Origin of the sequence: Leifsonia sp. A12D58, from assembly GCF_047530025.1 — a bacterium.
Classification (GTDB): Bacteria; Actinomycetota; Actinomycetes; order Actinomycetales; family Microbacteriaceae; genus Cryobacterium.
This window is the reverse complement of record NZ_JBLJAT010000001.1, coordinates 562547-583887: the sequence shown is the minus strand read 5'-3', so window position 1 is coordinate 583887 and position 21341 is coordinate 562547. Positions and strand designations below refer to the sequence as shown.

The window sequence follows — 21341 nt, the reverse complement described above, 5'->3', positions numbered from 1 at the left end:
ACTGGTGGTGCCGGGCAACGTCAACCTCGATACAGCCTAATCCGCTCAGACGCCTACTGTTGCATCCGCTAACGGTGACGCAAGTTCGTTAGATGTTCTCCACAGATACAGCGCGCAATCGGTCGGCTGCAGCGGCTATACGCTCGTCGGTAGCCGTCAGCGAAAAGCGCACGTGCTTCGGGAAGAAGTCGCCATAGAACGGTCCGGGACCAGCAAGGATACCGAGGTCAGCCAGTCGATCGATCGACGTCCACGCGTCAACGCCTTCGGTCGCCCAGAGGTAGAGACCGGCCTCACTGTTGTCAATGCGGAAGCCGGCATCCAGCAGTGCGGGCAGCAAAACATTGCGGCGCGCCCTGTAGCGCTCCTTTTGCTCGGCCACGTGAACGTCATCACCGAGCGCCGTGACCATCGCGTGTTGGAGGGGCGCAGGAAGCATGAGGCCGGCGTGCTTACGCACTGTGAGCAACCGAGCCAGCAGAGTGCTGCAGCCGGCCGCAAACGCGGCTCGGTATCCGGCCAGGTTCGACTGCTTGCTCAGCGAGTAAATGGCGAGCACATTGTGCCGACTGCCCTCGATGACGCGAGGGTCGAGGATGCTCGGAATCGGCTCCGTCGCCCAGGGGCCGTCCCAGCCGAGCTCGGCATAACACTCGTCGCTCACGATCACTGCGTCGAGTTCGCGCGCGCGCCGCACAGCAGCGCGCAGCTCGTCGACGGTGAGCACACGGCCGTCGGGGTTGCCTGGGCTATTCAGCCAGATCAACCTGGTGGATGCCGGCCATTCTGCCGGGTCGTCGGATGCCAGGGCATCCGCTCCCGCGATCGCCGCCCCAATCGCATACGTGGGGTACGCGGCGCGGGGGTGCACGATGGTGTCACCCTCGCCGATGCCGAGCATAAACGGCAGCAGCGCGACAAGCTCTTTGGAGCCGATGGTGGGCAGCACGTTCTTCTCGGTGAGCCCGCTCACTCCCCTGCGACGTTCATACCAGTCGACGATCGCACGCTGCAGCTGCGGGGTACCTGCGGTCTGCGGGTAGGCATGGGCATCCGTGGCCTCGGCCAGTGCACGACGAATGAGCTCGGGTGTCACATCGACGGGTGAACCGATCGAGAGATCGACGATGCCGTCTGCGTGCGAGCGTGCACGCGTGGCGTAGGGAACCATCTGGTCCCACGGGTAGTCAGGAAGAGAGGCGAGCACGTCGTATTTAGTGCTGGACCTGGGGAGGCAGAACCGCGATGACCGGGTGATCCTTCGGGATCACGCCGACCTTGGCCGCTCCACCTGGCGAGCCGATGTCGTCGAAGAATTCAACGTTGGCCTTGTAGTAGTCGGCCCACTGCTCTGGCAGGTCATCTTCGTAGTAGATGGCCTCGACAGGGCAGACAGGTTCGCAGGCACCGCAATCGACGCATTCGTCTGGGTGGATATAGAGGGAGCGCTCACCCTCGTAGATGCAGTCAACCGGGCATTCATCGATGCAGGCGCGGTCTTTGACATCAACACAAGGAAGAGCGATGACGTACGTCACGGTGGTCAGATTCCCTTCACGAGCTGGATGACCAGTCTAAACCTGCTTGGGCGGCAGCGTAGGCCAGGCCAGTGTGATGGCGGCAACGATTGTGGGCACGATCGTCCAGACAGTGCCAGAAACCCCTGCAGGAATGAGAATCGAACCGCCGGCGCTTTCCAGCGACAGCACGAAAATTGTCAGCAGCATGCCGAGGGCGCACAGGAGCAACAGCATCCGGCCGATCTGAATCAGACGCAGCCCGACGAGTAACGCCGATGCTCCAACGACAGCCAGGATGAGACCGATCGGGATCACCAGACCGGCGATCGTCACTGTTGTCTGGTGCGCAATGGTTCCGAGTACCCCGTAGACGATACCGACAAGGATGAGCAGCACTGCCGACACGATTCGGTTCGTCACTGTCGGCTTGTCAACACCGTAATCGGTCTGGTCGACCATGCTGCGTCCCTCGAATTTCTGGCCACGTCGTATGACGCGTCTGCCCAAACAAAAATCTTAGCTGGACACCCCGGGAATCAGAGATTAGAGTCGAACGGGCTTAGGTTAGCCTTACCATTCTCCATCTGTTCGAATCGAAAGCCGCTGTGCTCGCAAATTATCTGATCGGCCTGCGCGAAGGTCTTGAAGCCGCGCTTGTCGTCACCATCCTCATTGCGTACGTCGTCAAGATCGGACGCAAGGATGTCTTGCCGCGTCTCTGGGCCGGAGTCGGTCTCGCCGTGCTCCTTGCTCTCGCAATCGGCGCGCTGCTCACCTTCGGAACGTATGGGCTGACATTCGAGGCCCAGGAGACGATCGGCGGCCTGCTGTCGATCATCGCGACGGGCCTGGTCACCTGGATGGTCTTCTGGATGCTCCGCACCGCCAAGGACCTCAAGGGACACCTGCACGGCAGCATCGACAAGCACCTTGTCGGCTCAGGCCTCGGTCTCGTACTCGTTGCGTTCCTCGCCGTCGGTCGAGAGGGAATCGAAACCGCCCTGTTCATCTGGGCAGCCGTGCAGGCCACCGGTGAGACGACGCTTCCCCTCATCGGCGCAGCACTGGGCATCCTGACGGCCGCCGCGCTCGGCGGGTTCGTCTACACGGGGATGGTGCGCATCAACCTGTCGCGCTTCTTCACCTGGACGGGCGCCATCCTGATCGTTGTTGCTGCCGGCGTGCTGTCGTATGGCGTGCACGACCTTCAGGAGGCCGGCGTGCTGCCTGGCCTGAACAACCTTGCATTCGACGTGAGCGGCGTCATCCCGCCCGGCAGCTGGTACGGAACGCTCCTCAAGGGCACAATCAACTTCTCGCCGGCCACCACATGGCTCGAACTCTCTGTCTGGCTCGCCTACCTGGTTCCGACGATGACGATGTTCATCATCAAGAGCCGTGCAAGCCGACGCGCACCCCGCACGATTGCCCCTCAGGACGTTCGAGTTCACGCAACCGTCTAATTTCGTTCGTCGCGCCGCACTCAGCGGAACGCCGTGATTGCCGCTTCACCACCCCACCAGGAGAATCCTTTGAGAAACCGCGCCATCCTGTTCGTCGCACCGCTTGCTGCGGCAACACTGCTTCTCTCCGGCTGCGTGCAGAACGCCACGGCTGGCGGAGACGGATCAGGCCTCACCGTCACATCCACTGCCGATGACTGCGCAGTATCGTCACACAGCGTGGCCAGCGGCACCATCTCATTCGCGGTCTCGAACTCGACCGATGAGGTCAGCGAGTTCTACCTGCTGGCCGAGGACGGCCTGCGCATTGTCGGTGAAGTAGAGAATGTCGGCCCTGGCGTCACTCGCAACCTCGTCGTGCGCGCACAGCCCGGCAACTATTTCACCGTGTGCAAGCCTGGAATGGTCGGCGATGGTATCGGCAAGGCAGCGTTCACCGTCACCGGCGAGACCGTCGCCCTTGAGGGTGATGAGCAGGAGCAGATCGACGCGGCCGCGACGAACTACGTTGCGTACATCAAGGACCAGGTCGGTCAGCTCGTGACTGGCACCCAGACATTCCTCGACGCGTACCTTGCCGGTGACACCGAGAGCGCCCGCGCCCTTTACCCCACCACACGCGCCAGCTACGAGCGCATCGAACCTGTGGCAGAGTCGTTCGGTGACCTCGACCCCGAGATCGACTTCCGCGAGGCGGATGTCGCCGAGGGCGACGAGTGGACAGGCTGGCACCGCATCGAGAAGGACATTTTCCCGCCGACGGCTGCCGAGAACGGTGGCGCAGAATACGTCGCTCTGACGCCTGAACAGCGTAGCTACTACGCGGACAAGCTCACCGCCAACACGCAGGAGCTCTACGACGCGGTGCACGCCTCCGACTACAGCGTGACGATCGACTCGATTTCCAACGGTGCCATCGGCCTGCTCGAAGAGGTTGCAAGCGGCAAGATCACCGGTGAAGAAGAGATCTGGTCGCACACCGACCTCTGGGACTTCCAGGCCAACCTCGAGGGCGCACGCGTCGCATACGAGGGTGTTCGTGACATCGTCAAGGCGAAGGATGCCGACCTGGTCGCGACCCTCGACGCGAAGTTCGACAGCCTGCAGACTCAGCTGGTGACATACGGAACTCTCGACACCGGTTTCACCTACTACAACGAGCTGTCGACAGCTCAGGTCAAGCAGCTTGCCGATGGTGTCAACGCACTGAGCGAACCGCTCAGCACGCTCACCTCGGTTCTGGTCGGCTAGATGTCGCCCGCCGACTCCCCTCGCGCCGACTCAGCCGCTGCCACAGGCAGCGACAGCGCACCGAAGTTGTCACGGCGTGGCCTGTTCGGCCTCGCCGGGGTGGGGGTCGGCGCTGGGCTTATCGGTGCTGCGGCCGGTGTCGCCGGTGATCGCGCCGTCATGGCCGCGACCAGCCACGCAAGTGAATCGACAGTGTACGAGTTTTACGGCGCACATCAGGCCGGAATCATCACCCCAGCCCAGGATCGATTGCACTTCGCCAGCTTCGATGTGGGCGACATCACGCGCGACGAACTCATCAGCCTGCTGGCCGACTGGACGATCGCCGCAGCACGGATGACAACGGGCGGCTCCGCGGGCACGTTCGGCCCGGCCAATGGACCGTACGATGCACCACCGGACGACACAGGTGAGGCACTTGACCTGCCGGCATCCGCTCTGACGATCACGTTCGGCTTCGGCCCGACGCTGTTCAGCACTGCAGGGGGCGTCGACCGCTTCGGTATCGCTAGCAAGCGTCCTGCAGCCCTGGTCGACCTGCCACACTTCCAGGCCGATGCCCTCGTCGACGCGCAGACCGGTGGAGACCTCTGCATCCAGGCCTGCAGCGACGATCCCCAGGTGGCCGTGCACGCCATCAGGAACCTGTCCCGCATCGCGTTCGGCCGGGCATCGATCCGCTGGTCGCAGCTGGGCTTCGGGCGCACATCATCGACAAGCAGGTCGCAGGTCACCCCGCGCAACCTCTTCGGATTCAAAGACGGCACGGCCAACGTGAAGTCGGAGGACGCGTCGGTGGTCGCCGAACACATCTGGGCGGCCGGCGCAGACGGGGCGTCCTGGATGGACGGCGGCTCGTATCTCGTCGCCCGACGCATCCGGATGACCATCGAGACGTGGGACCGCACCTCACTTCGCGATCAGGAGAATATCGTCGGACGCACCAAGGGTGAGGGAGGACCTCTCTCTGGCGGCACAGAGTTCTCGGAGCCGGACTTCGCCACGGCCGGAAACGACGACAAGCCGCTGATTCCCATCGACTCGCATGTCGCCCTCGCGCATCCAGACCAGAACGACGGTGCGGTGCTGCTGCGCCGCGGTTACAACTTCGTCGACGGGAATGACGACCTCGGCAGGCTGAATGCTGGCCTGTTCTTCATCGCGTTCCAGCGCGACCCGCGCACGCAGTTCATCCCCATTCAGAAGCGGCTGGCCGCCAACGACACGATGAACGAATACCTGCGCCATGTCGGATCCGGCATCTTCGCTGTGCCTGCAGGCGCGACGAAGGGTTCCTACATCGGGGCAGAGCTCTTCGCCTAGCTCCGGCGGCTGCCAGCTGCCTCCTTCGAGTCAACGGATGGGCATCCGCTCGTCGAGAGTCGCCGTTTCGACCGAGAGTCGCCGTTACAACGGCGACTCTCGGCGCGAACGGCGACTCTCGGCGGATGTCGCCCTGTGGGGCTAGGACGTCGCTGCCGTGCTCGGGGTGCGCTCGGGGTGCTGGCTACTTTGAGATCGGCGTCACCGTGTAGAGCAGACCATCTCCGGTGCCGGCCACCACGACGGTGTAGTTCTCGTTTTTCATCGAGACCACGCCGGCCTGCGAGCCCTGAGCTGTCGAACCCACGGTGAAGCCCGCATCCTCGAGCAACGCTTGGGCGTCTGCGAGCGGCTCAGCGGCGCTCGATTTCACTGTCACGACCCAACCGGTGCCGTCTGCGATGCCGCCAGCACCGAACATCAGCTCACCGTCAATGACCGGAACCTCTGTCGGCCAGCCATTCGGCAGTGATCCGCCGAGACTGACATCGCCACCCGACGCGCTCTGGACTGCGCCATTGACCATGTTGCTCGCCTGAGCGCAGCCAGCCAGGCCACCGACTCCGGCGAAAGCGATGAGCGCCGCGACCGCGATGGTCGTTGTTTTCTTACGTGTGGTCATGGTGGGGTCCTCTCGCACGTGCACGATCAAGCTTAACGAGCGAACGCGACAGCTACCTCCGAATTCCGGAGGCGGCTGTCGCATTCGTTGGTAGTGCTGGTTACGCCTGGTCCTGCTTCTTCAGACGTGAGGTGTTGCGTGCACGAGCCTGCGCTGCGAGCTCAACCTTGCGGATGCGCACGATCTCGGGGGTGACCTCAACACACTCGTCTTCACGAGCGAATTCGAGGCACTGCTCGAGGGTCAGCTGGCGTGACGGGGTCATCGACTCGAAGGTGTCAGAGGTGGACTGACGCATGTTGGTCAGCTTCTTTTCCTTCGTGATGTTCACGTCCATGTCGTCTGCACGTGAGTTCTCACCGATGACCATGCCCTCGTAGACCTCTTCAGTGGGGTTCACGAAGAAGGTCATGCGCTCCTGCAGGGCGATGATGGCGAACGGGGTGACAACACCTGAACGGTCAGCAACGATCGAGCCGTTGTTGCGCGTGTTGATGGTGCCGGCCCAGGGCTCGTAGCCGTGCGAGATGGCGTTGGCGATACCGGTACCACGCGTGGTAGTCAGGAACTCGGTACGGAAGCCGATGAGGCCTCGTGACGGAACGATGAACTCCATGCGAACCCAGCCGGTGCCGTGGTTCGCCATGTTCTCCATGCGACCCTTACGAGCGGCGAGGAGCTGCGTGATGCCACCGAGGTACTCTTCAGGAGCGTCGATGGTCAGGTGCTCGAACGGCTCGTGAACCTTGCCGTCGATCTTCTTGACAACTACCTGCGGCTTGCCGACGGTGAGCTCAAAGCCCTCGCGACGCATCTGCTCGACCAGGATGGCAAGAGCGAGCTCGCCACGGCCCTGGACTTCCCAGGCATCCGGGCGTCCGATGTCAACGACCTTGAGCGAGACGTTACCGACGAGCTCCTTGTCGAGGCGGTCCTTGACCATACGAGCGGTGAGCTTGTGGCCCTTGACCTTGCCGATGAGCGGCGAGGTGTTGGTTCCGATGGTCATCGAGATGGCCGGGTCGTCAACCGTGATGGTCGGCAGCGGACGGGGGTCGTCCGGGTCGGCCAGCGTCTCACCGATGGTGATGTCGGGGAATCCGGCTACGGCGACGATGTCACCGGGGCCAGCGCTCTCGGCCGGGTAGCGGTCGAGAGCCTTGGTGATCATGAGCTCGGTCACGCGCACGTTGTGCACTGAACCATCGTGCTTGATCCACGCGACGGTCTGACCCTTCTTGATCGTGCCCTGGAAGACGCGGAGCAGTGCGAGGCGGCCGAGGAACGGCGAGGAGTCAAGGTTGGTGACCCAGGCCTGCAGCGGGTGCTCGTCGTCATAGACGGGAGCCGGGATGTGCTCGAGGATCGCTTCGAAGAGCGGCTCAAGGTCATCGTTGTCTGGCAGGGTGCCGTTCTCGGGCTTGGTGAGGCTGGCTGCACCGTTACGACCGGATGCGTATACGACGGGAACGTCGAGGATCGCGTCGAGGTCGAGGTCGGGAACGTCGTCTGCCATGTCGCTGGCAAGACCGAGGAGGAGGTCCTGGCTCTCAGCAACGACCTCGTCGATGCGAGCGTCGGGACGGTCGGTCTTGTTGACCAGCAGGATGACGGGAAGCTTGGCCTCGAGTGCCTTGCGGAGCACGAAGCGGGTCTGCGGGAGCGGTCCCTCACTGGCGTCAACCAGCAGAACAACGCCGTCAACCATTGACAGGCCGCGCTCGACCTCGCCACCGAAGTCGGCGTGGCCTGGGGTGTCGATCACGTTGATGGTGATGGGGCCATCGGTGGCGTGCTTGCCCTTGTACGAGATCGCCGTGTTCTTGGCGAGGATCGTGATGCCCTTTTCGCGCTCGAGCTCGTTCGAGTCCATGGCGCGCTCATCGACGTGCGAGTGGTCCGCGAAAGAGTTTGTCTGGTTGAGCATGGCGTCGACCAGCGTGGTCTTACCGTGGTCAACGTGGGCAACAATAGCTACGTTTCGAAGATTATTGCGCGTGGCAATCGCCATAGAAGAAATCCTTACAAAAGAATGGCTGCCGCAAAAATGTCGCATGCGACGAAGAATGGAATGTTGGCCAGAGATTGACCCAACGGAATATCTTACCGCACTCAATCTGTGCATTTGCGCGGAGACATAGTAGCCGCACTCATGGCGCAAACAGAATCGGGATGACGCCTGCTGGCGCCATCCCGATTCTTATGTACCGGCACCAATAAGGAGGTGCCGGCCAGCTAGTGATTCAACTCGTACTGTTTAGCGCCCGAAGACGAAGTCTCCACCGGGAATCGCCGCGAGGAGCTCCTGTGTGTAGCTCTCACGCGGGTTGTCAAAGACCTCATCGGTCGTAGCCGACTCAATGATCTTGCCCTTCTTCATGACGCAGACGTTGTCTGCAATCAGGCGCACAACCGCGAGGTCGTGCGTGATGAAGAGGTAGGTCAGACCAAGCTCGGTCTGCAGTTCGGTGAGCAGGTTGAGGATCTGGCCCTGAACCAACACGTCGAGTGCTGACACTGCCTCGTCGAGCACCAGTACATCCGGCTTCAAAGCCAGTGCACGCGCAACGGCGATGCGCTGACGCTGTCCGCCCGAGAGTTCGCTGGGGTAGCGGTACCTCGTTGCCGCAGGCAGTGATACCTGGTCGAGCAACTCGAGAACGCGCGCCTGGCGCTCCCTGGCCGTTCCAACGCCGTGGGCAAGCAGCGGCTCAGCGATCGTGTTGCCGACGCTGTACTGCGGGTCGAGCGAACCATACGGGTCCTGGAACACCGGCTGAACCCTGCGACGGAACTTCAGCAGCTCGGCGCCCTTGAGTCCGGCCACGTTCTGACCATCAATTTCGATGCGTCCCGTCGTGATGTCTTCAAGCTGAAGCATCAGCTTGGCGACAGTCGACTTGCCAGAGCCTGATTCGCCCACGAGGGCCATCGTCGTGCCGCGCTGAATGCCAAACGACACATCGTCGACTGCACGCAGTTCAGTGCTCTTGAAGCCACCCTGACGGATGCGGTAAACCTTGGACACGTTCTCAACTGAGATGAGGTCCTTGGCCGGTGCAGCCTCTTCGCGCTCGACAGCGCGTGCGATCAGCGTCTCATCGAGTGAGCCGCCGGCGAAGATGTGGCTTCCGCTGTCTTCACCCGCGTGCTTCTTCGACTGGATGCGTCGCGACGCGAGGCTCGGCGCAGCCGAGACCAGACGCTGCGTGTACGGGTGCTGCGGGTTGGCCAGGATCTCCTGTGACGGACCGGATTCAACGACCTTGCCCTTGTACATGACAACAAGCTGCTCTGCACGCTCGGCCGCAAGGCCCAGGTCGTGCGTAATGAACAGCACTGAGGTGCCATAGTCGCGGGTGAGGGTTCCCAGGTGGTCAAGGATCTGACGCTGCACCGTCACGTCGAGAGCAGATGTCGGCTCGTCGGCGATCAGCAGCTTCGGACGTGACGACAGGCCGATACCGATCAGTACGCGCTGGCGCATGCCACCGGAGAACTGGTGCGGGTACTGCTTGAGTCGTTCTGCCGCGTCGCTCAGACCGGCTTCCTGCAGAACCTGGATGGTGCGCTTACGCGCTTCCTTGCCCTGGGCGACATTGTTGGCCTTGATCGCCTCTTCGACCTGGAAACCGATGTTCCACACCGGGTTCAGGTTCGACATCGGGTCCTGCGGAACGTAGCCGATCAGGCGGCCACGGACATCAGTGATCTCTCTCTGCGACAGCTTCGTGAGATCGCGACCCTCGAAGAGAATCTCTCCGCCGGTTACCTGTCCGGTACCTGGCAGCAGGTCGATTACCGATTGCGCGGTGGTCGTCTTGCCAGAACCAGACTCGCCGACGATGGCCAGTGTCTGGCCGGCGTAGAGAGTCAGGTCAACGCCGCGCACGGCGGGCACCAGGCCACGCTGGGTGCGGAAACCGACCTCGAGGTTGCGGATCTGCAGGAGTGGCTGTTCGGTCACATCCTTGCTCTGGGGTGCTGGTTCGGTTACAAGCTGGCTCATCGGCGTGCCCTCGCTGTCGGGTCGAGAGCATCGCGAACGACGTCTCCGAGCATAAGGAAGGAGAGGACGGTCAGCGACAACGCTGCAGACGGAAGCAGCAGTACCTGCGGGTTGGTCCTGATTGACGTCTGCGCCTGGGAAATATCGTTACCCCAGGACATGACGCTCGGCGGCAGACCAATACCCAGGAACGACAGCGTCGCCTCAGCAACGATGAACGTTCCGAGCGAGATCGTCGCAACCACGATGACCGGAGCAATCGAGTTGGGAACGACGTGACGAAGCAGGATTCGGAACTTCGACACACCCAGGGCAGTCGACGCCATCACGTAGTCAGAGTTACGCGCAGACATCACAGCGCCACGCATAATACGAGCGATCTGAGGCCACGCGAATATCGACAGCACAAGTGCCACTGTGACGGGAGTGCGCTCGGGGAGAACCGACATCAGGACGATTGCACCGAGGACGGTGGGGATCGCGAAGAAGATGTCGCCTACGCGCGACACGATGGAGTCAAGTGCTCCACCGTAGTAGCCGGCAAGTGCACCGACGATGACGCCTGTGATCGTGACCAACAGTGTTGCGAGCAGACCGACGGTGACAGAAGCCTGCGCACCGAAGATGATCCGTGAGTACACGTCACAGCCCTGACGGGTGAAGCCGAGCGGGTGACCGGCAACAGGCCCGCCGTTGCTGTTCGCCAGCTGGCAGTTCAGGTTCGGCGAAACCGAAGTGAACAGGCCAGGGAAGGCAGCAACGATGATGATGAGCAAGATCAAAACCGACGAGATCCAGAATGTCGGGCGACGACGCATGGAGTCCCAGGCGTCTGCCCAGGTACTGCGCGCCTTCTCCGACTCATCCAGACGATCGATGGCTACGATCGGGGTCTCCTCCAGAGGAGCGACGTAGTGCTCCTGGAGTTGGGTATTTCTATTTCGCATAACGGATCCTCGGGTCGAGCAGAGCGTAGAGCAGGTCGACGAGCAGGTTGGCCACCACGAAGATGATGACCATCACAGCGATGAAGGACACGACTGTGGGGCCCTCGCCGAGTTTGACTGCACGGTAGACGGTCCCACCTACACCGTTGATGTTGAAGATTCCCTCTGTCACGATCGCTCCGACCATGAGAGAACCAAGGTCGACGCCCAGGAACGTGACGACGGGAACCAGCGAGTTGCGCAGAACGTGAACCTGAACAACGCGACGACGACTCAGACCCTTGGCCGTTGCAGTCCTGACGAAGTCAGCGTTGAGGTTGTCAGCAACGCTGGCCCTGGTGAGTCGCACGATGTAGGCGAATGACACTGAAGCGAGCACGATGGCCGGCAGTACCAATTCGCTGTATGGAGCATCTCCACTCACCGTCGTTCTGGCCCAACCGAGCTGCACACCGAAGACGAGCTGCAGAACGAAGCCGATGACGAATGTCGGCACCGAGATGAGCAGAAGGCTCACGACGAGTGCACTCGCGTCGAAGAACTTGCCCTTGCGAAGACCCGCGATGAGGCCGACGGTGATACCGGCGACTGCCTCGAAGAAGAGGGCGAGTGTAGCCAGGCGAAGCGTGATCGGGAAAGCGGATGCCATGACGTCTGCAACCGGACGACCAGAGTAGGTCGTGCCCAAGTCGCCCTGGAACAGTCCGCCGATGTACAGCAGGTACTGAACGATGAATGGCTTGTCGAGGTTGTACTGGGCCCGTACTGCTTCGACCACATTGGGGGCGGGTGGGTGATCGCCGTACAGGGCGGCAATCGGGTCACCCGGAAGCGAGAACACCATGAAATAAATCAAGAATGTTGCGCCGAAGAAAACGGGAATCATCTGAAGAATACGTTTGCCTGTATACCAGAGCATCAGCATCCTCCGTGGGCTAGAAGGAGCATTGGGATCACAATCACTGAAGTAGCATAGTCGCCCTGCTGTCCGAGGTTGAAAACGCCTCGGACAGCAGGGCGATTTTTAGAGAGCTGGGTTAGCGGGTAAGACTAGCCCTTGGTGATCTGCGTGTAGAGCGGAACTGAGTCCCAGCCGAACACGACGTTGTCGACCGTGTCGGCCCACACACCGTTGACGTTTGCGTACCAGAGCGGCACTGTCGCCATGTCAGCGAGCAGCACTTCCTGTGCTTCCTGGAACTTGGAGGTCGCGTCTTCAACAGACGTTGCAGTTGCACCTTCCTTGAGCAGCTTGTCGAACTCAGGGCTGCTGTATTCCTCGTAGTTGCTGCCAGCACCGGTCTGGTACAGCGGGGCAAGGAAGTTGAAGAGCGACGGGTAGTCACCCTGCCATCCTGCACGCGTTGCGCCGGTCAGCTTCTTCTGCTCACGGTCGTCAAGTGCTGCGGCGAACGTGGGGTACGGCTTGCCAACGGCAGTGATGCCGAGCGTGTTGGAGATGCTGTTGGTGACTGCGTCAACCCAGGCCTGGTGTCCACCATCGGAGTTGTACGCGATGTCGAACGTGCCGGTGTACGGGGAGATTGCATCGGCTTCAGCCCAGAGCTTCTTGGCTTCGGTCGGGTTGTACTCGAGGAACTCTGCACCCTTGAGGCTGTCAGAGTGACCAGCGATAACCGGCGACGTGAAGTCGGTGGCCGGGGTACGAGTGCCCTGGAAGATGACATCCGTGATCTCGTCGCGGTTGATCGACATCGAGATGGCGTGACGGCGCAGTGCGCCTTCTTCGTCGGTGCCGAAGTGCTCGAGGTAGCCCGGGATGTTGAATCCCTGGAAGATCGCAGCAGCCTGGTTGACCGAACGGTCACCGAATTCATCCTCGTAGGTTTCGAACGCGGAGTCCGGAACGGCGTCGAGAACGTCAAGGTTTCCACCCTGAACGTCGGCGTATGCGGCATCCTGCGATGCGTAGAAGACGATGCTCAGTCCACCGTTGGCGGGCTTGCGAACGCCATCGTAGTCAGGGTTAGTGACGAGGTCGATCTTGACGTCGTGCTCCCACGCGTCTTCGGAGGCCAGCATGTACGGGCCGTTTCCGATCGGGTTCTCGCCGAAGGCTTCCATGTCGGCAAGGCCGGCTTCGGGAAGCGGCATGTATGCCGAGTAGCCGAGACGCAGAGGCCAGTCGGCCTCGGGAGCGGCCAGTTCAACGGTGAACGTGGTGTCGTCAACGACCTTGAGGCCGGTGAGCTCTGAGTCGGCTTCAGCCGAGTAGCCGACGATGTCGTCGAAGAAGTACGAACCACCCTGGGCGTTGCTGGCCAGTGCTGCGTAGTTCCATGCGTCGACGAACGAGTTCGCGGTGACGGGCTCGTCGTTCGTGAACGTCCAGCCGTCGTTCAGCGTGACAGTCCAGTTCTGAGCGTCATCGGATTCGATCGACTTAGCGACCTCGTTCTCGATGTCACCGGTGGACGTGTACGAAACCAGACCAGCAAAGAGGGACGTGACGATCTTTCCGCCGCCGGTCTCAGTGGTGTTGGCGGGAAGCAACGGGTTCTGTGGCTCTGAACCGTTCGTGCTGATGATGGCTGAAGTGTCTCCAGCCGATTCAGTCGACTTGCTGTCGCTGGCGCAGCCGGAGAGCGTGAGCGCTCCCACTGAAGCCAAAGCAATGGCTGTGATGCCAAGCTTCTTGATTTTCAATTTTCCTCCTGTGCAAAACGGAGCGAAGCAGCACGGTTTGTGACCAAGCCGACACGCCAGATACACACGAGACTAAAACTGCACCAGTGCATGCACCAAATTGAGGAGAGAAACGTTACATAGAAGTAACGTGATTGAGGATTCTTTGCCAATTACACAAGATAAGTGCGCTAAATCGGCCTCAGATGAACAATTTGGCGCGTTCCGTGTCGTGAATGTGATAAGTCCGCCACCCACGGGTCGCTCAACCGGCTGGCATGATTGGACGCATGTCTGCCTTGCTCGCATCCCGCTCCATCTATAGAACCGCTGGTGCCGCGCTCATTCTCGCCGGAGTTGCGAAGTGAGCGACGCGGCGGCAGCGCTGCCGATCTCTCGAGGCAGACGAATCCAGCTGCGCTTGGAGATCGTGATTGTGCTCGGGCTCTCGCTCGGGGCATCCGCTGTCTATTCGATCGTGTCGATCATTGCCAAGCTCACGTCGAAGGTTGCCCTCGCCGACCAGTCGGCCACGCTCAATGGATCGCAGTCGCCCCGCGAGTGGCTCGACTTCACGTACCAGTTCCTGGGCATCTTCTTCGCTCTCTTCCCTGTCGCCCTGGTGCTCTATCTTTTGTGGCGACCCGGCCAGAGCTCGTTCACGCGACTCGGCTTCGATTTCACGCAACCGGGCACAGATCTGAAGCGCGGTATTGGACTGCTCGTCATCATCGGAATTCCTGGCCTTGCCCTGTATTTGGTCGGGCGAGCACTCGGCTTCACTGTCGCAGTCGTCCCTGCCCCGCTTGACAGTTTCTGGTGGACGATTCCGATCCTGATCTTCTCTGCACTTCGTTCGGCACTCAGCGAAGAGTTGATCGTTGTCGGCTACCTGTTCACCCGGCTAGCCGAACTCGGCTGGTCGCGCTGGAACATCATCATCAGCTCGGCGATACTGCGCGGGAGCTATCACCTGTACCAGGGCATCGGGCCGTTCTTCGGCAACGTTGCCATGGGGATCGTATTCGGTTGGTGCTACACCCGTTGGGGCCGAACGATGCCCCTCGTGATCGCGCACTGGATTCTGGATATCGCGTCGTTCGTCGGCTATCCACTAGCGCTGGCCTGGTGGCCAGACCTCCTGGCGCCCTCTGTGCTCCCCACCCCGACCCCCACCCTCACGCCCTCCCCCGCCCCCACGAATTAACGCGAAATCGGAGTTGTGGCGGTTCTCAGCACCTGAGAACGACCACAACTCCGATTTCGCGCGCGTGTTTTCGGGGCGTAGGGCTAGCTCCAGAGGAGGCTAGCTCTCGAAGGCCTCGGGCGGCGGGCAGGCACAGACCAGGTTGCGGTCTCCATAGGCCTGGTCGATGCGACGCACCGGGGGCCAGTACTTGCCTCGGATTTGCGCACGCACGGGATAGACCGCTGTTTCGCGGGTGTAGTCGTGTGTCCACTCCCCCTCGATTACCGACTGCGCGGTGTGCGGTGCATTGCGGAGCGGGTTGTCGTCGGCTGGCCAGGTGCCGGCTGCGACGGCATCCGCTTCGGCCTTGATCGCGATCATCGCGTCGATGAAGCGATCGATCTCGCCGAGGTCTTCGCTCTCGGTGGGCTCGACCATCAAAGTGCCTGCGACAGGGAAGCTCATCGTCGGCGCGTGGAAGCCGTAGTCGATGAGGCGCTTGGCCACGTCGTCGACGGTGATTCCGGTTGCCTCGGTGAGCGGGCGCACATCGAGGATGCACTCGTGAGCGACGAGTCCGTTGTCGCCCGCGTAGAGCACCGGGAAGTGCTCAGACAGACGCTTGGCCACGTAGTTCGCCGCGAGCACAGCGGATGCCGTCGCCTTCTTGAGGCCGTCGGCTCCCATCATGCGGATGTACGCCCACGAGATCGGCAGAATGCTCGGGCTGCCGTACGGTGCTGCCGACACGGGTCCGCCGCGGTGCTCAACGGTGTTGCCAGCCTGAGCAGCGTCGAGCAGGTAGTGCTCGCTCGACTGTGCGAGCGGGTGGCCTGGCAGGAACGGCGCGAGGTGTGCCTGTGCTGCGACCGGACCGACGCCGGGGCCGCCACCACCGTGCGGGATGCAGAACGTCTTGTGGAGGTTCAAGTGCGAGACGTCGCCGCCGAAGTCACCGAAACGGGCGAAGCCGAGCAGGGCGTTGAGGTTGGCGCCATCAACGTAAACCTGGCCGCCGGCATCGTGCACGGCCTTCGTGATTGCTGGAACCTCGTGCTCGTAGACACCGTGCGTCGACGGGTACGTGATCATGAGCGCGGCGAGGTTCTCGGCATGCTCAGCAATCTTCGCGCGCAGGTCATCGAGATCGACGTTGCCGAGCTCGTCGCAGGCGACGACGACGACGCGCATGCCGGCCAGCACAGCCGAAGCAGCGTTTGTGCCGTGCGCGCTCGAGGGAATCAGGCAGACGGTACGGTGCGTGTCGCCCTGGGCGAGGTGGTAGCCGCGGATGGCGAGGAGCCCGGCGAGCTCACCCTGGCTGCCCGCGTTCGGCTGCAGTGAGACAGACGCGTAGCCCGTGACATCCGTCAGCCAGGTCTCGAGCTGGTTGACCAGTTCGAGGTAGCCGGCAACGTCATCCTTGGGAGCGAACGGGTGGATGCCACCGAATTCGGGCCAGGTGACGGCTTCCATCTCGGTCGCAGCGTTCAGCTTCATCGTGCAGGAGCCGAGCGGAATCATGCCGCGGTCGAGTGCGTAGTCGTAGTCAGCGAGGCGCTTGAGGTAGCGCATCATGCTTGTCTCTGAGCGGTGAGTGTTGAACACCGCGTGCGTGAGGTACTCGCTGGTGCGAGCCAGGTCTGTCGGCAGGCTGCTTGCCGCGTTTGCCGAAGCAGCGGGGGCAAGCGCGTCGAAGTCGACGGCGCCGAAGGCGTTGCGACCACCGAATGCGCCGACGACCCTGGTGAGGTCTGAACGGGTGGTGGTTTCGTCGACCGACGCTCCGACGGTGTCGGCATCAACGAGGTACAGGTTGATGCCGTCGTTCGCCGCCCGAGCGACGATCTCTGCTGCACGGCCGGGAACCGACACACGTACGGTGTCGAAGTAGCTGTCGTTAATGACGTTCACACCGGATGCCGTCAGCGCGGCGACGAGCTCGCTCGCGCTCTCGTGTACCTCGGTTGCGATCGCCTTCAGGCCGGCCGGACCGTGGTAGACCGCGTACATTCCGGCCATGACGGCCAGAAGCACCTGAGCTGTGCAGATGTTGGATGTCGCCTTATCGCGACGGATGTGCTGCTCGCGCACCTGCAGTGACAGGCGGTATGCGGGGTGGCCTGCTGCGTCGACACTCACACCGACGAGGCGACCGGGAAGCTGACGCTCGAGTCCCTTGCGCACGGCCATGTAGCCGGCGTGCGGGCCACCGAAGCCCATCGGAACACCGAAGCGCTGGCTGGTGCCGACGGCGACATCCGCTCCGAGATCGCCGGGTGACGCGATGAGGGTAAGTGCAAGCAGGTCGGCGGCGACGACGGCGAGGCCACCTTGCGCCTGGGTCGCGGCGATGACGGCCTGCGGGTTCCAGATGCGGCCTGATGCGCCCGGGTACTGGATGAAGATTCCGAAGTGCTCACCCAGCTCGGCGTGAGCATCTGCAACGTTATTCTCGGGGTTGTCAGCGTTGGCCTCGACCAATGCCGCGAGGTCGACCTCGACGAGTTCGATGCCGACGGCATCCGCTCGATTGGCCAGCAGTGCCTTGGTCTGCGGCAGTGCGTCGGCGTCGACGATGAAACGGTTCGAGGTGAGCTTGGATGCGCGCCTGGTGAGCATCATGCCCTCAACGACCGCTGTGCCCTCATCGAGCATCGAAGCGTTGGCCGTTGCGAGTCCGGTGAGGTCGGTGATCATCGTCTGGAAGTTGATCAGCGCCTCAAGCCGGCCCTGCGAGATCTCGGGCTGGTACGGCGTGTATGCCGTGTACCAGCTCGGGTTCTCGAGCACGTTGCGCTTGATCACGGCCGGCGTAATGGTGTCGTAGTAACCGAGACCGATCATCGAGCGCTTCACCGTGTTGCGACCGGCAAGCGCGCGAAGTTCGGTGATCGCCTCACGCTCGGTCGCTGCGGGCGGCAGCGTGCTGTCTCCCTCGACGCGGAACTGGTCGACGTGGATCGACGCGGGGACGGCAGCATCGACGAGTGACTCGACCGAGTCATAGCCGAGTACCGCGAGCATCTGTGATTGGGCGTCGGAATCCGTACCGATGTGACGTCCTGCAAAAGCCTGAGACATGAGTGAACTGAACCTGCGCGTTCCTGGTGTCGAACCTGTTGTGAGGGTGATGGATGCTTGCGGCTGGTGTTACTCGCCGACGAGCGCGGTGTACTCGTCGTAGCTGAGCAGCGTCGGCAGCTCGGTGAACGACACCTTGATGAGCCAGCCTTCGCCGAAGGGGTCGCTGTTGACGAGCTCGGGGTTACCGACGACTGCATCGTTGATCTCGGTGACCGTGCCGTTGACGGGAGCGAAAAGTTCGCCGACCGACTTGGTGGATTCGATCTCGCCGACGACGGTTCCGCTGGTGACGCCTGCACCGACCGTGGGCAGCTCGACGAAGACGACATCTCCGAGCTTGTCTGCCGCATAGGCAGTGATGCCAACGGTGGCGACGTCACCATCGATGCGCAGCCACTCGTGCTCTGCTGTGTACTTGAGTTCGGTCTTGTCAGTCATAGTTTCCTCTGCGGGGTGGGTGTGAGCGTGAGTGAGTGCGCGAATTACTTCTGGCGCTTGTAGAACGGGAGCTTCGTGACGGATGCCGGGATGCGGGTTCCGCGCACGTCGACGAAGAGTTCGGTGCCGATCTCGGCCAGGTCGGGGTTGACGTAGGCCATCATGACCGGATGCCCGAGTGTCGGCGAGAGCGCACCGCTGGTGATGATGCCGACGGGCTCAGTGGATGTTGCTGCGTCTGCCGTATCAGCGGCTACTGGGTCTGCGCTGGCGAAGACTGCATAGTCGGCGCGACCGGCGCGCTTACCCGTTGACACGAGGCCGACGAGCACTCGGGCATCCGCTGCCGGACCGGTTTCACTCGCTGCTCGACCGACGAAGTCGCTCTCCTTGGCCAGGGCGACGACGCGGCCGAGGCCGGCCTGGGCGGGGTACGTGTCGAGGCCGAGTTCGTGGCCGTACAGCGGCATACCGGCTTCGAGTCGAAGCGTGTCGCGGCTGGCGAGTCCGGCGGGTACGAGGTCGTGCGCAGTGCCGGCGACGACGATGGCGTCCCAGAGCGAGGCAGCGGCATCCGCCTGGATGTAGAGCTCGAAGCCGTCTTCGCCGGTGTAGCCGGTCCGGGCGACGAGCACGGGAAGTCCGGTGAAGGTTGCGGGAGTCGACCAGTAGTACTTGAGCTCGGAGAGCGGAATGCCGAAATCGGTGAGGCGGGCTGTGGCCTCGAGGATGGCGCGGGAGTTCGGTCCTTGTACGGCGATCAGCGCAACATCGTCGCTCTGGTCGGTGACGCTCACCTCGAAGCCGGCTGCGCGAGCGATCAGCGCCTCGGCGGCGGGGAAGCGGTTGCCGGCATTAGCGACAACGAGGAACCTGTCATCCGCCAGACGGTAGACGACGAGGTCGTCGACGATGCCGCCGGCCTCGTTCAGCAGCAGGCTGTACTTGGCCTGGCCGAGTGCGACCGCCGAGATCTTGCCGGCGAGGGCGTAGTCGAGGTAGGCGGCGGCATCCGGGCCCTCGACCATGATCTCTGCCATGTGTGACAGATCGAAGAGGCCGGCTGAGGTGCGCACGGCGTGGTGCTCGGCGAGGTCGCTGGTGTAACGCACCGGCATCTGCCAGCCGGCGAAGTCGGTGAAGCTGGCGCCTGCGGCCACGTGGGCGTCGTTCAGTGGCGAGAGGCGCTGCGCGTCTGGTGCGACAGCGTCAGGTGCGACAGCGTCAGGTGCGACAGCGTCAGGTGCGACAGTTGTTTTTTCGGATGCCGAGGTCATGAGTTCTCCGGGACGTCGCCCGACGATGCCGGCGGGCGAGATTCGCCGAGGCTCGATCGAGCCCCGTGGGAACTCCCCCTCTGTCATCCGGCCTGAGAGCTTCGTCCGACCAGAAGGTCGTGACTTTCACCGTGGGCGGGATCTCGATGTGTTCACAAGATCCACTTTTCAGAGTGGCCAGTTCAATGCGGTACACGTACCTGAGAGATTATCGGGGAGGATTGCTCCTTCGGTGCCAGCTTTGATGACGCTACTGGCTCTTCCGCATCGACCTATTGGCCCTATATTCACTTGTCTGCAGCCAGCCTAGCGCCACCGGACTCGGTTCGTTCGACACCCGGATGCATCGCTCAGGGATTGTCTTCCAGCCCTCGCCGCCAGCAGACAGCGTGGTTAGCCTTCGGAGCATGACCGATGCGACTCCCCTGCTGATTCCAGCCGGTACCGTGTTCACTCCGGACGACCTCACCTTCTACCAAGATCGAGATTCTCGCAGCCTCGATGAAGCGATAAGCACGGCCGATGTGCTCGTCAGCTGCCCGCACTCCGGCGCCGCGATTCCCGCCGAGCTCGCCCGCTTTCTTGCACCGGAGTTCACCAGGCGGTTGCAGTTCGACTTCAGCGATCAGTCGACAAGTCCCATCGTGCGGCGCTGGGCCGAGATCGATCCGCGCATCGTCTATGTGGAGAACCCGCATCCCCGCATGATCAGAGATCCGAACCGCGAGAAGCCCGCCGACCTGCGGGCAACGCTCGGCGAAGCGTTCGCGCGGGTCGAGGCCGTCGGCCGCGGAGTCCGCACCGACCTCAGCGGCGTCGACGCCGTGCGACCCGTCACCTTTTCGTTCTACCCGCTGCTGAAAATCCCGCACTCCGAGGCTGAACTGAACGACCTAGCCGATACATTCACCGAAGTCGCGACCCATGGACTCGGCGTGTACGAGAGCACCAGGGATGCGCTCATCGAGCGCTTTGTCGAGGCGAAACTGGGGGCTGCAGCCGACAAAGGCGCGGCGCTCTCTGGCACCACGACGTTCACCACGCTCTCGTTCCACGACACCATGAACCACACGACGACACCGGATGGCGCGGTGAACGTTGACAGGCCGGAGGCCGACAGGCTCCCTCGCGTCGTCGCTCTGTCAAACCGCGGCGACGCGGACGGTGACCCGCGTGTGGACGCGGCCGGAGTCGCGCAACCGGTGACGATGCAGCCCGACCGCATCCGCTCACTCGCCGATGCGCATCGCGCTGGTTTCGCTGTTGACCTGCCCGATGACGTCGCGTTGAACAAGCCGTATCTCGGTAGCTACGAGATCATCAAGGCCGGTGCACGCTTCAGGGAGTTGCAACCGCAGGCGGACGCTGTCGGGCTGATTCTCGCTGCTGTGCAGGCCGAATTTCTGCGCGAATTTTTGCTGGGAGAGGCGAACGCCGCAACGCTGATGAAACCGGGTAGCGGATGGGTCACGCCAGACGCTGAGCACGTCGATCGCATAGCTCACGCGTGCAAGGCATCGTGGGATCTGTTTCGCGACGCAGCTGCGTAGAGCGTCGGAGCCTGGACCA

The 21341-nt window shown here is 62.3% G+C and carries 17 protein-coding genes and 1 riboswitch; of the genes, 5 read left to right on the top strand and 12 right to left on the bottom strand.

The window, feature by feature from the left end; all coding sequences use genetic code 11:
- Positions 1–88: 88 nt before the first annotated feature.
- The 3 genes from dapC to ACMT3I_RS02805 are packed head-to-tail and all read right to left on the bottom strand — an operon-like array spanning position 89 to position 1979.
- Positions 89–1207, bottom strand: a complete 1119-nt coding sequence (gene dapC, locus ACMT3I_RS02815) for a succinyldiaminopimelate transaminase (RefSeq protein ID WP_414802918.1) — start codon at positions 1205–1207, stop codon at positions 89–91.
- Positions 1208–1214: 7 nt separating this feature from the next.
- Positions 1215–1538 (bottom strand): ferredoxin, encoded by a 324-nt coding sequence (gene fdxA, locus ACMT3I_RS02810; RefSeq protein WP_414802917.1) that lies wholly within the window; start codon positions 1536–1538, stop codon positions 1215–1217.
- 36 nt (positions 1539–1574) lie between these two features.
- Positions 1575–1979: a hypothetical protein gene (locus ACMT3I_RS02805; protein WP_414802916.1), complete on the bottom strand. Its 405-nt coding sequence runs from the start codon at positions 1977–1979 to the stop codon at positions 1575–1577.
- A gap of 146 nt (positions 1980–2125) precedes the next feature.
- Between ACMT3I_RS02805 and efeU the strand changes: the two genes are divergently transcribed.
- The 3 genes from efeU (at position 2126) to efeB (ending at position 5557) form a co-directional block, all read left to right on the top strand.
- Positions 2126–2983, top strand: coding sequence for an iron uptake transporter permease EfeU (efeU, locus tag ACMT3I_RS02800; protein WP_414802915.1), 858 nt, complete (start codon positions 2126–2128; stop codon positions 2981–2983).
- 69 nt (positions 2984–3052) lie between these two features.
- Positions 3053–4234: an iron uptake system protein EfeO gene (gene efeO, locus ACMT3I_RS02795; RefSeq protein WP_414802914.1), complete on the top strand. Its 1182-nt coding sequence runs from the start codon at positions 3053–3055 to the stop codon at positions 4232–4234.
- Positions 4235–5557 carry an iron uptake transporter deferrochelatase/peroxidase subunit gene (gene efeB / locus ACMT3I_RS02790; RefSeq protein ID WP_414802913.1) on the top strand — a complete coding sequence of 441 codons (1323 nt, stop codon included), beginning with the start codon at positions 4235–4237 and terminating at the stop codon, positions 5555–5557. It begins immediately after the preceding gene.
- Positions 5558–5741: 184 nt separating this feature from the next.
- Here efeB and ACMT3I_RS02785 read toward each other — a convergent pair whose 3' ends face one another.
- The 6 genes from ACMT3I_RS02785 to ACMT3I_RS02760 all read right to left on the bottom strand — a co-directional run bounded on the left by ACMT3I_RS02785 (position 5742) and on the right by ACMT3I_RS02760 (position 13802).
- A complete protein-coding gene (locus ACMT3I_RS02785; protein ID WP_414802912.1) occupies positions 5742–6179 on the bottom strand; it encodes a hypothetical protein in 438 nt (145 codons plus the stop codon).
- Between the two features lie 100 nt (positions 6180–6279).
- The gene (gene typA / locus ACMT3I_RS02780) at positions 6280–8190 is read right to left on the bottom strand and encodes a translational GTPase TypA (protein WP_414802911.1); all 1911 of its coding nucleotides are present in this window, start codon (positions 8188–8190) and stop codon (positions 6280–6282) included.
- Positions 8191–8436: 246 nt separating this feature from the next.
- Positions 8437–10188, bottom strand: a complete 1752-nt coding sequence (locus ACMT3I_RS02775; protein ID WP_414802910.1) for a dipeptide ABC transporter ATP-binding protein — start codon at positions 10186–10188, stop codon at positions 8437–8439.
- Positions 10185–11135, bottom strand: a complete 951-nt coding sequence (locus ACMT3I_RS02770) for an ABC transporter permease (protein WP_414802909.1) — start codon at positions 11133–11135, stop codon at positions 10185–10187. The genes ACMT3I_RS02775 and ACMT3I_RS02770 overlap by 4 nt, the downstream gene beginning before the upstream one ends.
- On the bottom strand, positions 11125–12054 hold the full coding sequence (locus ACMT3I_RS02765; protein ID WP_414802908.1) for an ABC transporter permease: 930 nt from the start codon (positions 12052–12054) through the stop codon (positions 11125–11127). Before ACMT3I_RS02765 ends, ACMT3I_RS02770 begins: the two co-directional genes overlap by 11 nt.
- A gap of 131 nt (positions 12055–12185) precedes the next feature.
- Positions 12186–13802: a peptide ABC transporter substrate-binding protein gene (locus ACMT3I_RS02760; protein WP_414802907.1), complete on the bottom strand. Its 1617-nt coding sequence runs from the start codon at positions 13800–13802 to the stop codon at positions 12186–12188.
- A 343-nt stretch (positions 13803–14145) separates the two neighbouring features.
- Here ACMT3I_RS02760 and ACMT3I_RS02755 point away from each other — a divergent pair, with 343 nt between their 5' ends.
- Positions 14146–14988, top strand: coding sequence for a CPBP family intramembrane glutamic endopeptidase (locus ACMT3I_RS02755; protein WP_414802906.1), 843 nt, complete (start codon positions 14146–14148; stop codon positions 14986–14988).
- A gap of 99 nt (positions 14989–15087) precedes the next feature.
- On the opposite strand, the gene gcvP is transcribed toward ACMT3I_RS02755, so the two are convergent.
- From gcvP to gcvT, 3 genes are all read right to left on the bottom strand, one after another.
- Complete coding sequence (gcvP, locus tag ACMT3I_RS02750; RefSeq protein WP_414802905.1) at positions 15088–18054, bottom strand: aminomethyl-transferring glycine dehydrogenase; 2967 nt, start codon at positions 18052–18054, stop codon at positions 15088–15090.
- Between the two features lie 69 nt (positions 18055–18123).
- The gene (gcvH, locus tag ACMT3I_RS02745) at positions 18124–18495 is read right to left on the bottom strand and encodes a glycine cleavage system protein GcvH (protein WP_414802904.1); all 372 of its coding nucleotides are present in this window, start codon (positions 18493–18495) and stop codon (positions 18124–18126) included.
- A gap of 44 nt (positions 18496–18539) precedes the next feature.
- On the bottom strand, positions 18540–19772 hold the full coding sequence (gcvT, locus tag ACMT3I_RS02740) for a glycine cleavage system aminomethyltransferase GcvT (RefSeq protein WP_414802903.1): 1233 nt from the start codon (positions 19770–19772) through the stop codon (positions 18540–18542).
- Positions 19773–19950: 178 nt separating this feature from the next.
- Positions 19951–20047, bottom strand: a riboswitch (glycine riboswitch).
- A 132-nt stretch (positions 20048–20179) separates the two neighbouring features.
- Here gcvT and ACMT3I_RS02735 point away from each other — a divergent pair.
- On the top strand, positions 20180–21322 hold the full coding sequence (locus ACMT3I_RS02735; RefSeq protein ID WP_414802902.1) for an N-formylglutamate amidohydrolase: 1143 nt from the start codon (positions 20180–20182) through the stop codon (positions 21320–21322).
- Positions 21323–21341 lie beyond the last annotated feature (19 nt).

Excerpts from the sequence above, each read along its gene's own strand:
- ACMT3I_RS02805 (WP_414802916.1), bottom strand. The coding sequence starts at position 1,979 with ATGGTCGACCAGACCGATTACGGTGTTGACAAGCCGACAGTGACGAAC.
- efeB (WP_414802913.1), top strand. The coding sequence starts at position 4,235 with ATGTCGCCCGCCGACTCCCCTCGCGCCGACTCAGCCGCTGCCACAGGC.
- ACMT3I_RS02785 (WP_414802912.1), bottom strand. The coding sequence starts at position 6,179 with ATGACCACACGTAAGAAAACAACGACCATCGCGGTCGCGGCGCTCATC.
- typA (WP_414802911.1), bottom strand. The coding sequence starts at position 8,190 with ATGGCGATTGCCACGCGCAATAATCTTCGAAACGTAGCTATTGTTGCC.
- ACMT3I_RS02775 (WP_414802910.1), bottom strand. The coding sequence starts at position 10,188 with ATGAGCCAGCTTGTAACCGAACCAGCACCCCAGAGCAAGGATGTGACC.
- ACMT3I_RS02770 (WP_414802909.1), bottom strand. The coding sequence starts at position 11,135 with ATGCGAAATAGAAATACCCAACTCCAGGAGCACTACGTCGCTCCTCTG.
- ACMT3I_RS02765 (WP_414802908.1), bottom strand. The coding sequence starts at position 12,054 with ATGCTCTGGTATACAGGCAAACGTATTCTTCAGATGATTCCCGTTTTC.
- gcvP (WP_414802905.1), bottom strand. The coding sequence starts at position 18,054 with ATGTCTCAGGCTTTTGCAGGACGTCACATCGGTACGGATTCCGACGCC.
- gcvH (WP_414802904.1), bottom strand. The coding sequence starts at position 18,495 with ATGACTGACAAGACCGAACTCAAGTACACAGCAGAGCACGAGTGGCTG.
- gcvT (WP_414802903.1), bottom strand. The coding sequence starts at position 19,772 with ATGACCTCGGCATCCGAAAAAACAACTGTCGCACCTGACGCTGTCGCA.
- ACMT3I_RS02735 (WP_414802902.1), top strand. The coding sequence starts at position 20,180 with ATGACCGATGCGACTCCCCTGCTGATTCCAGCCGGTACCGTGTTCACT.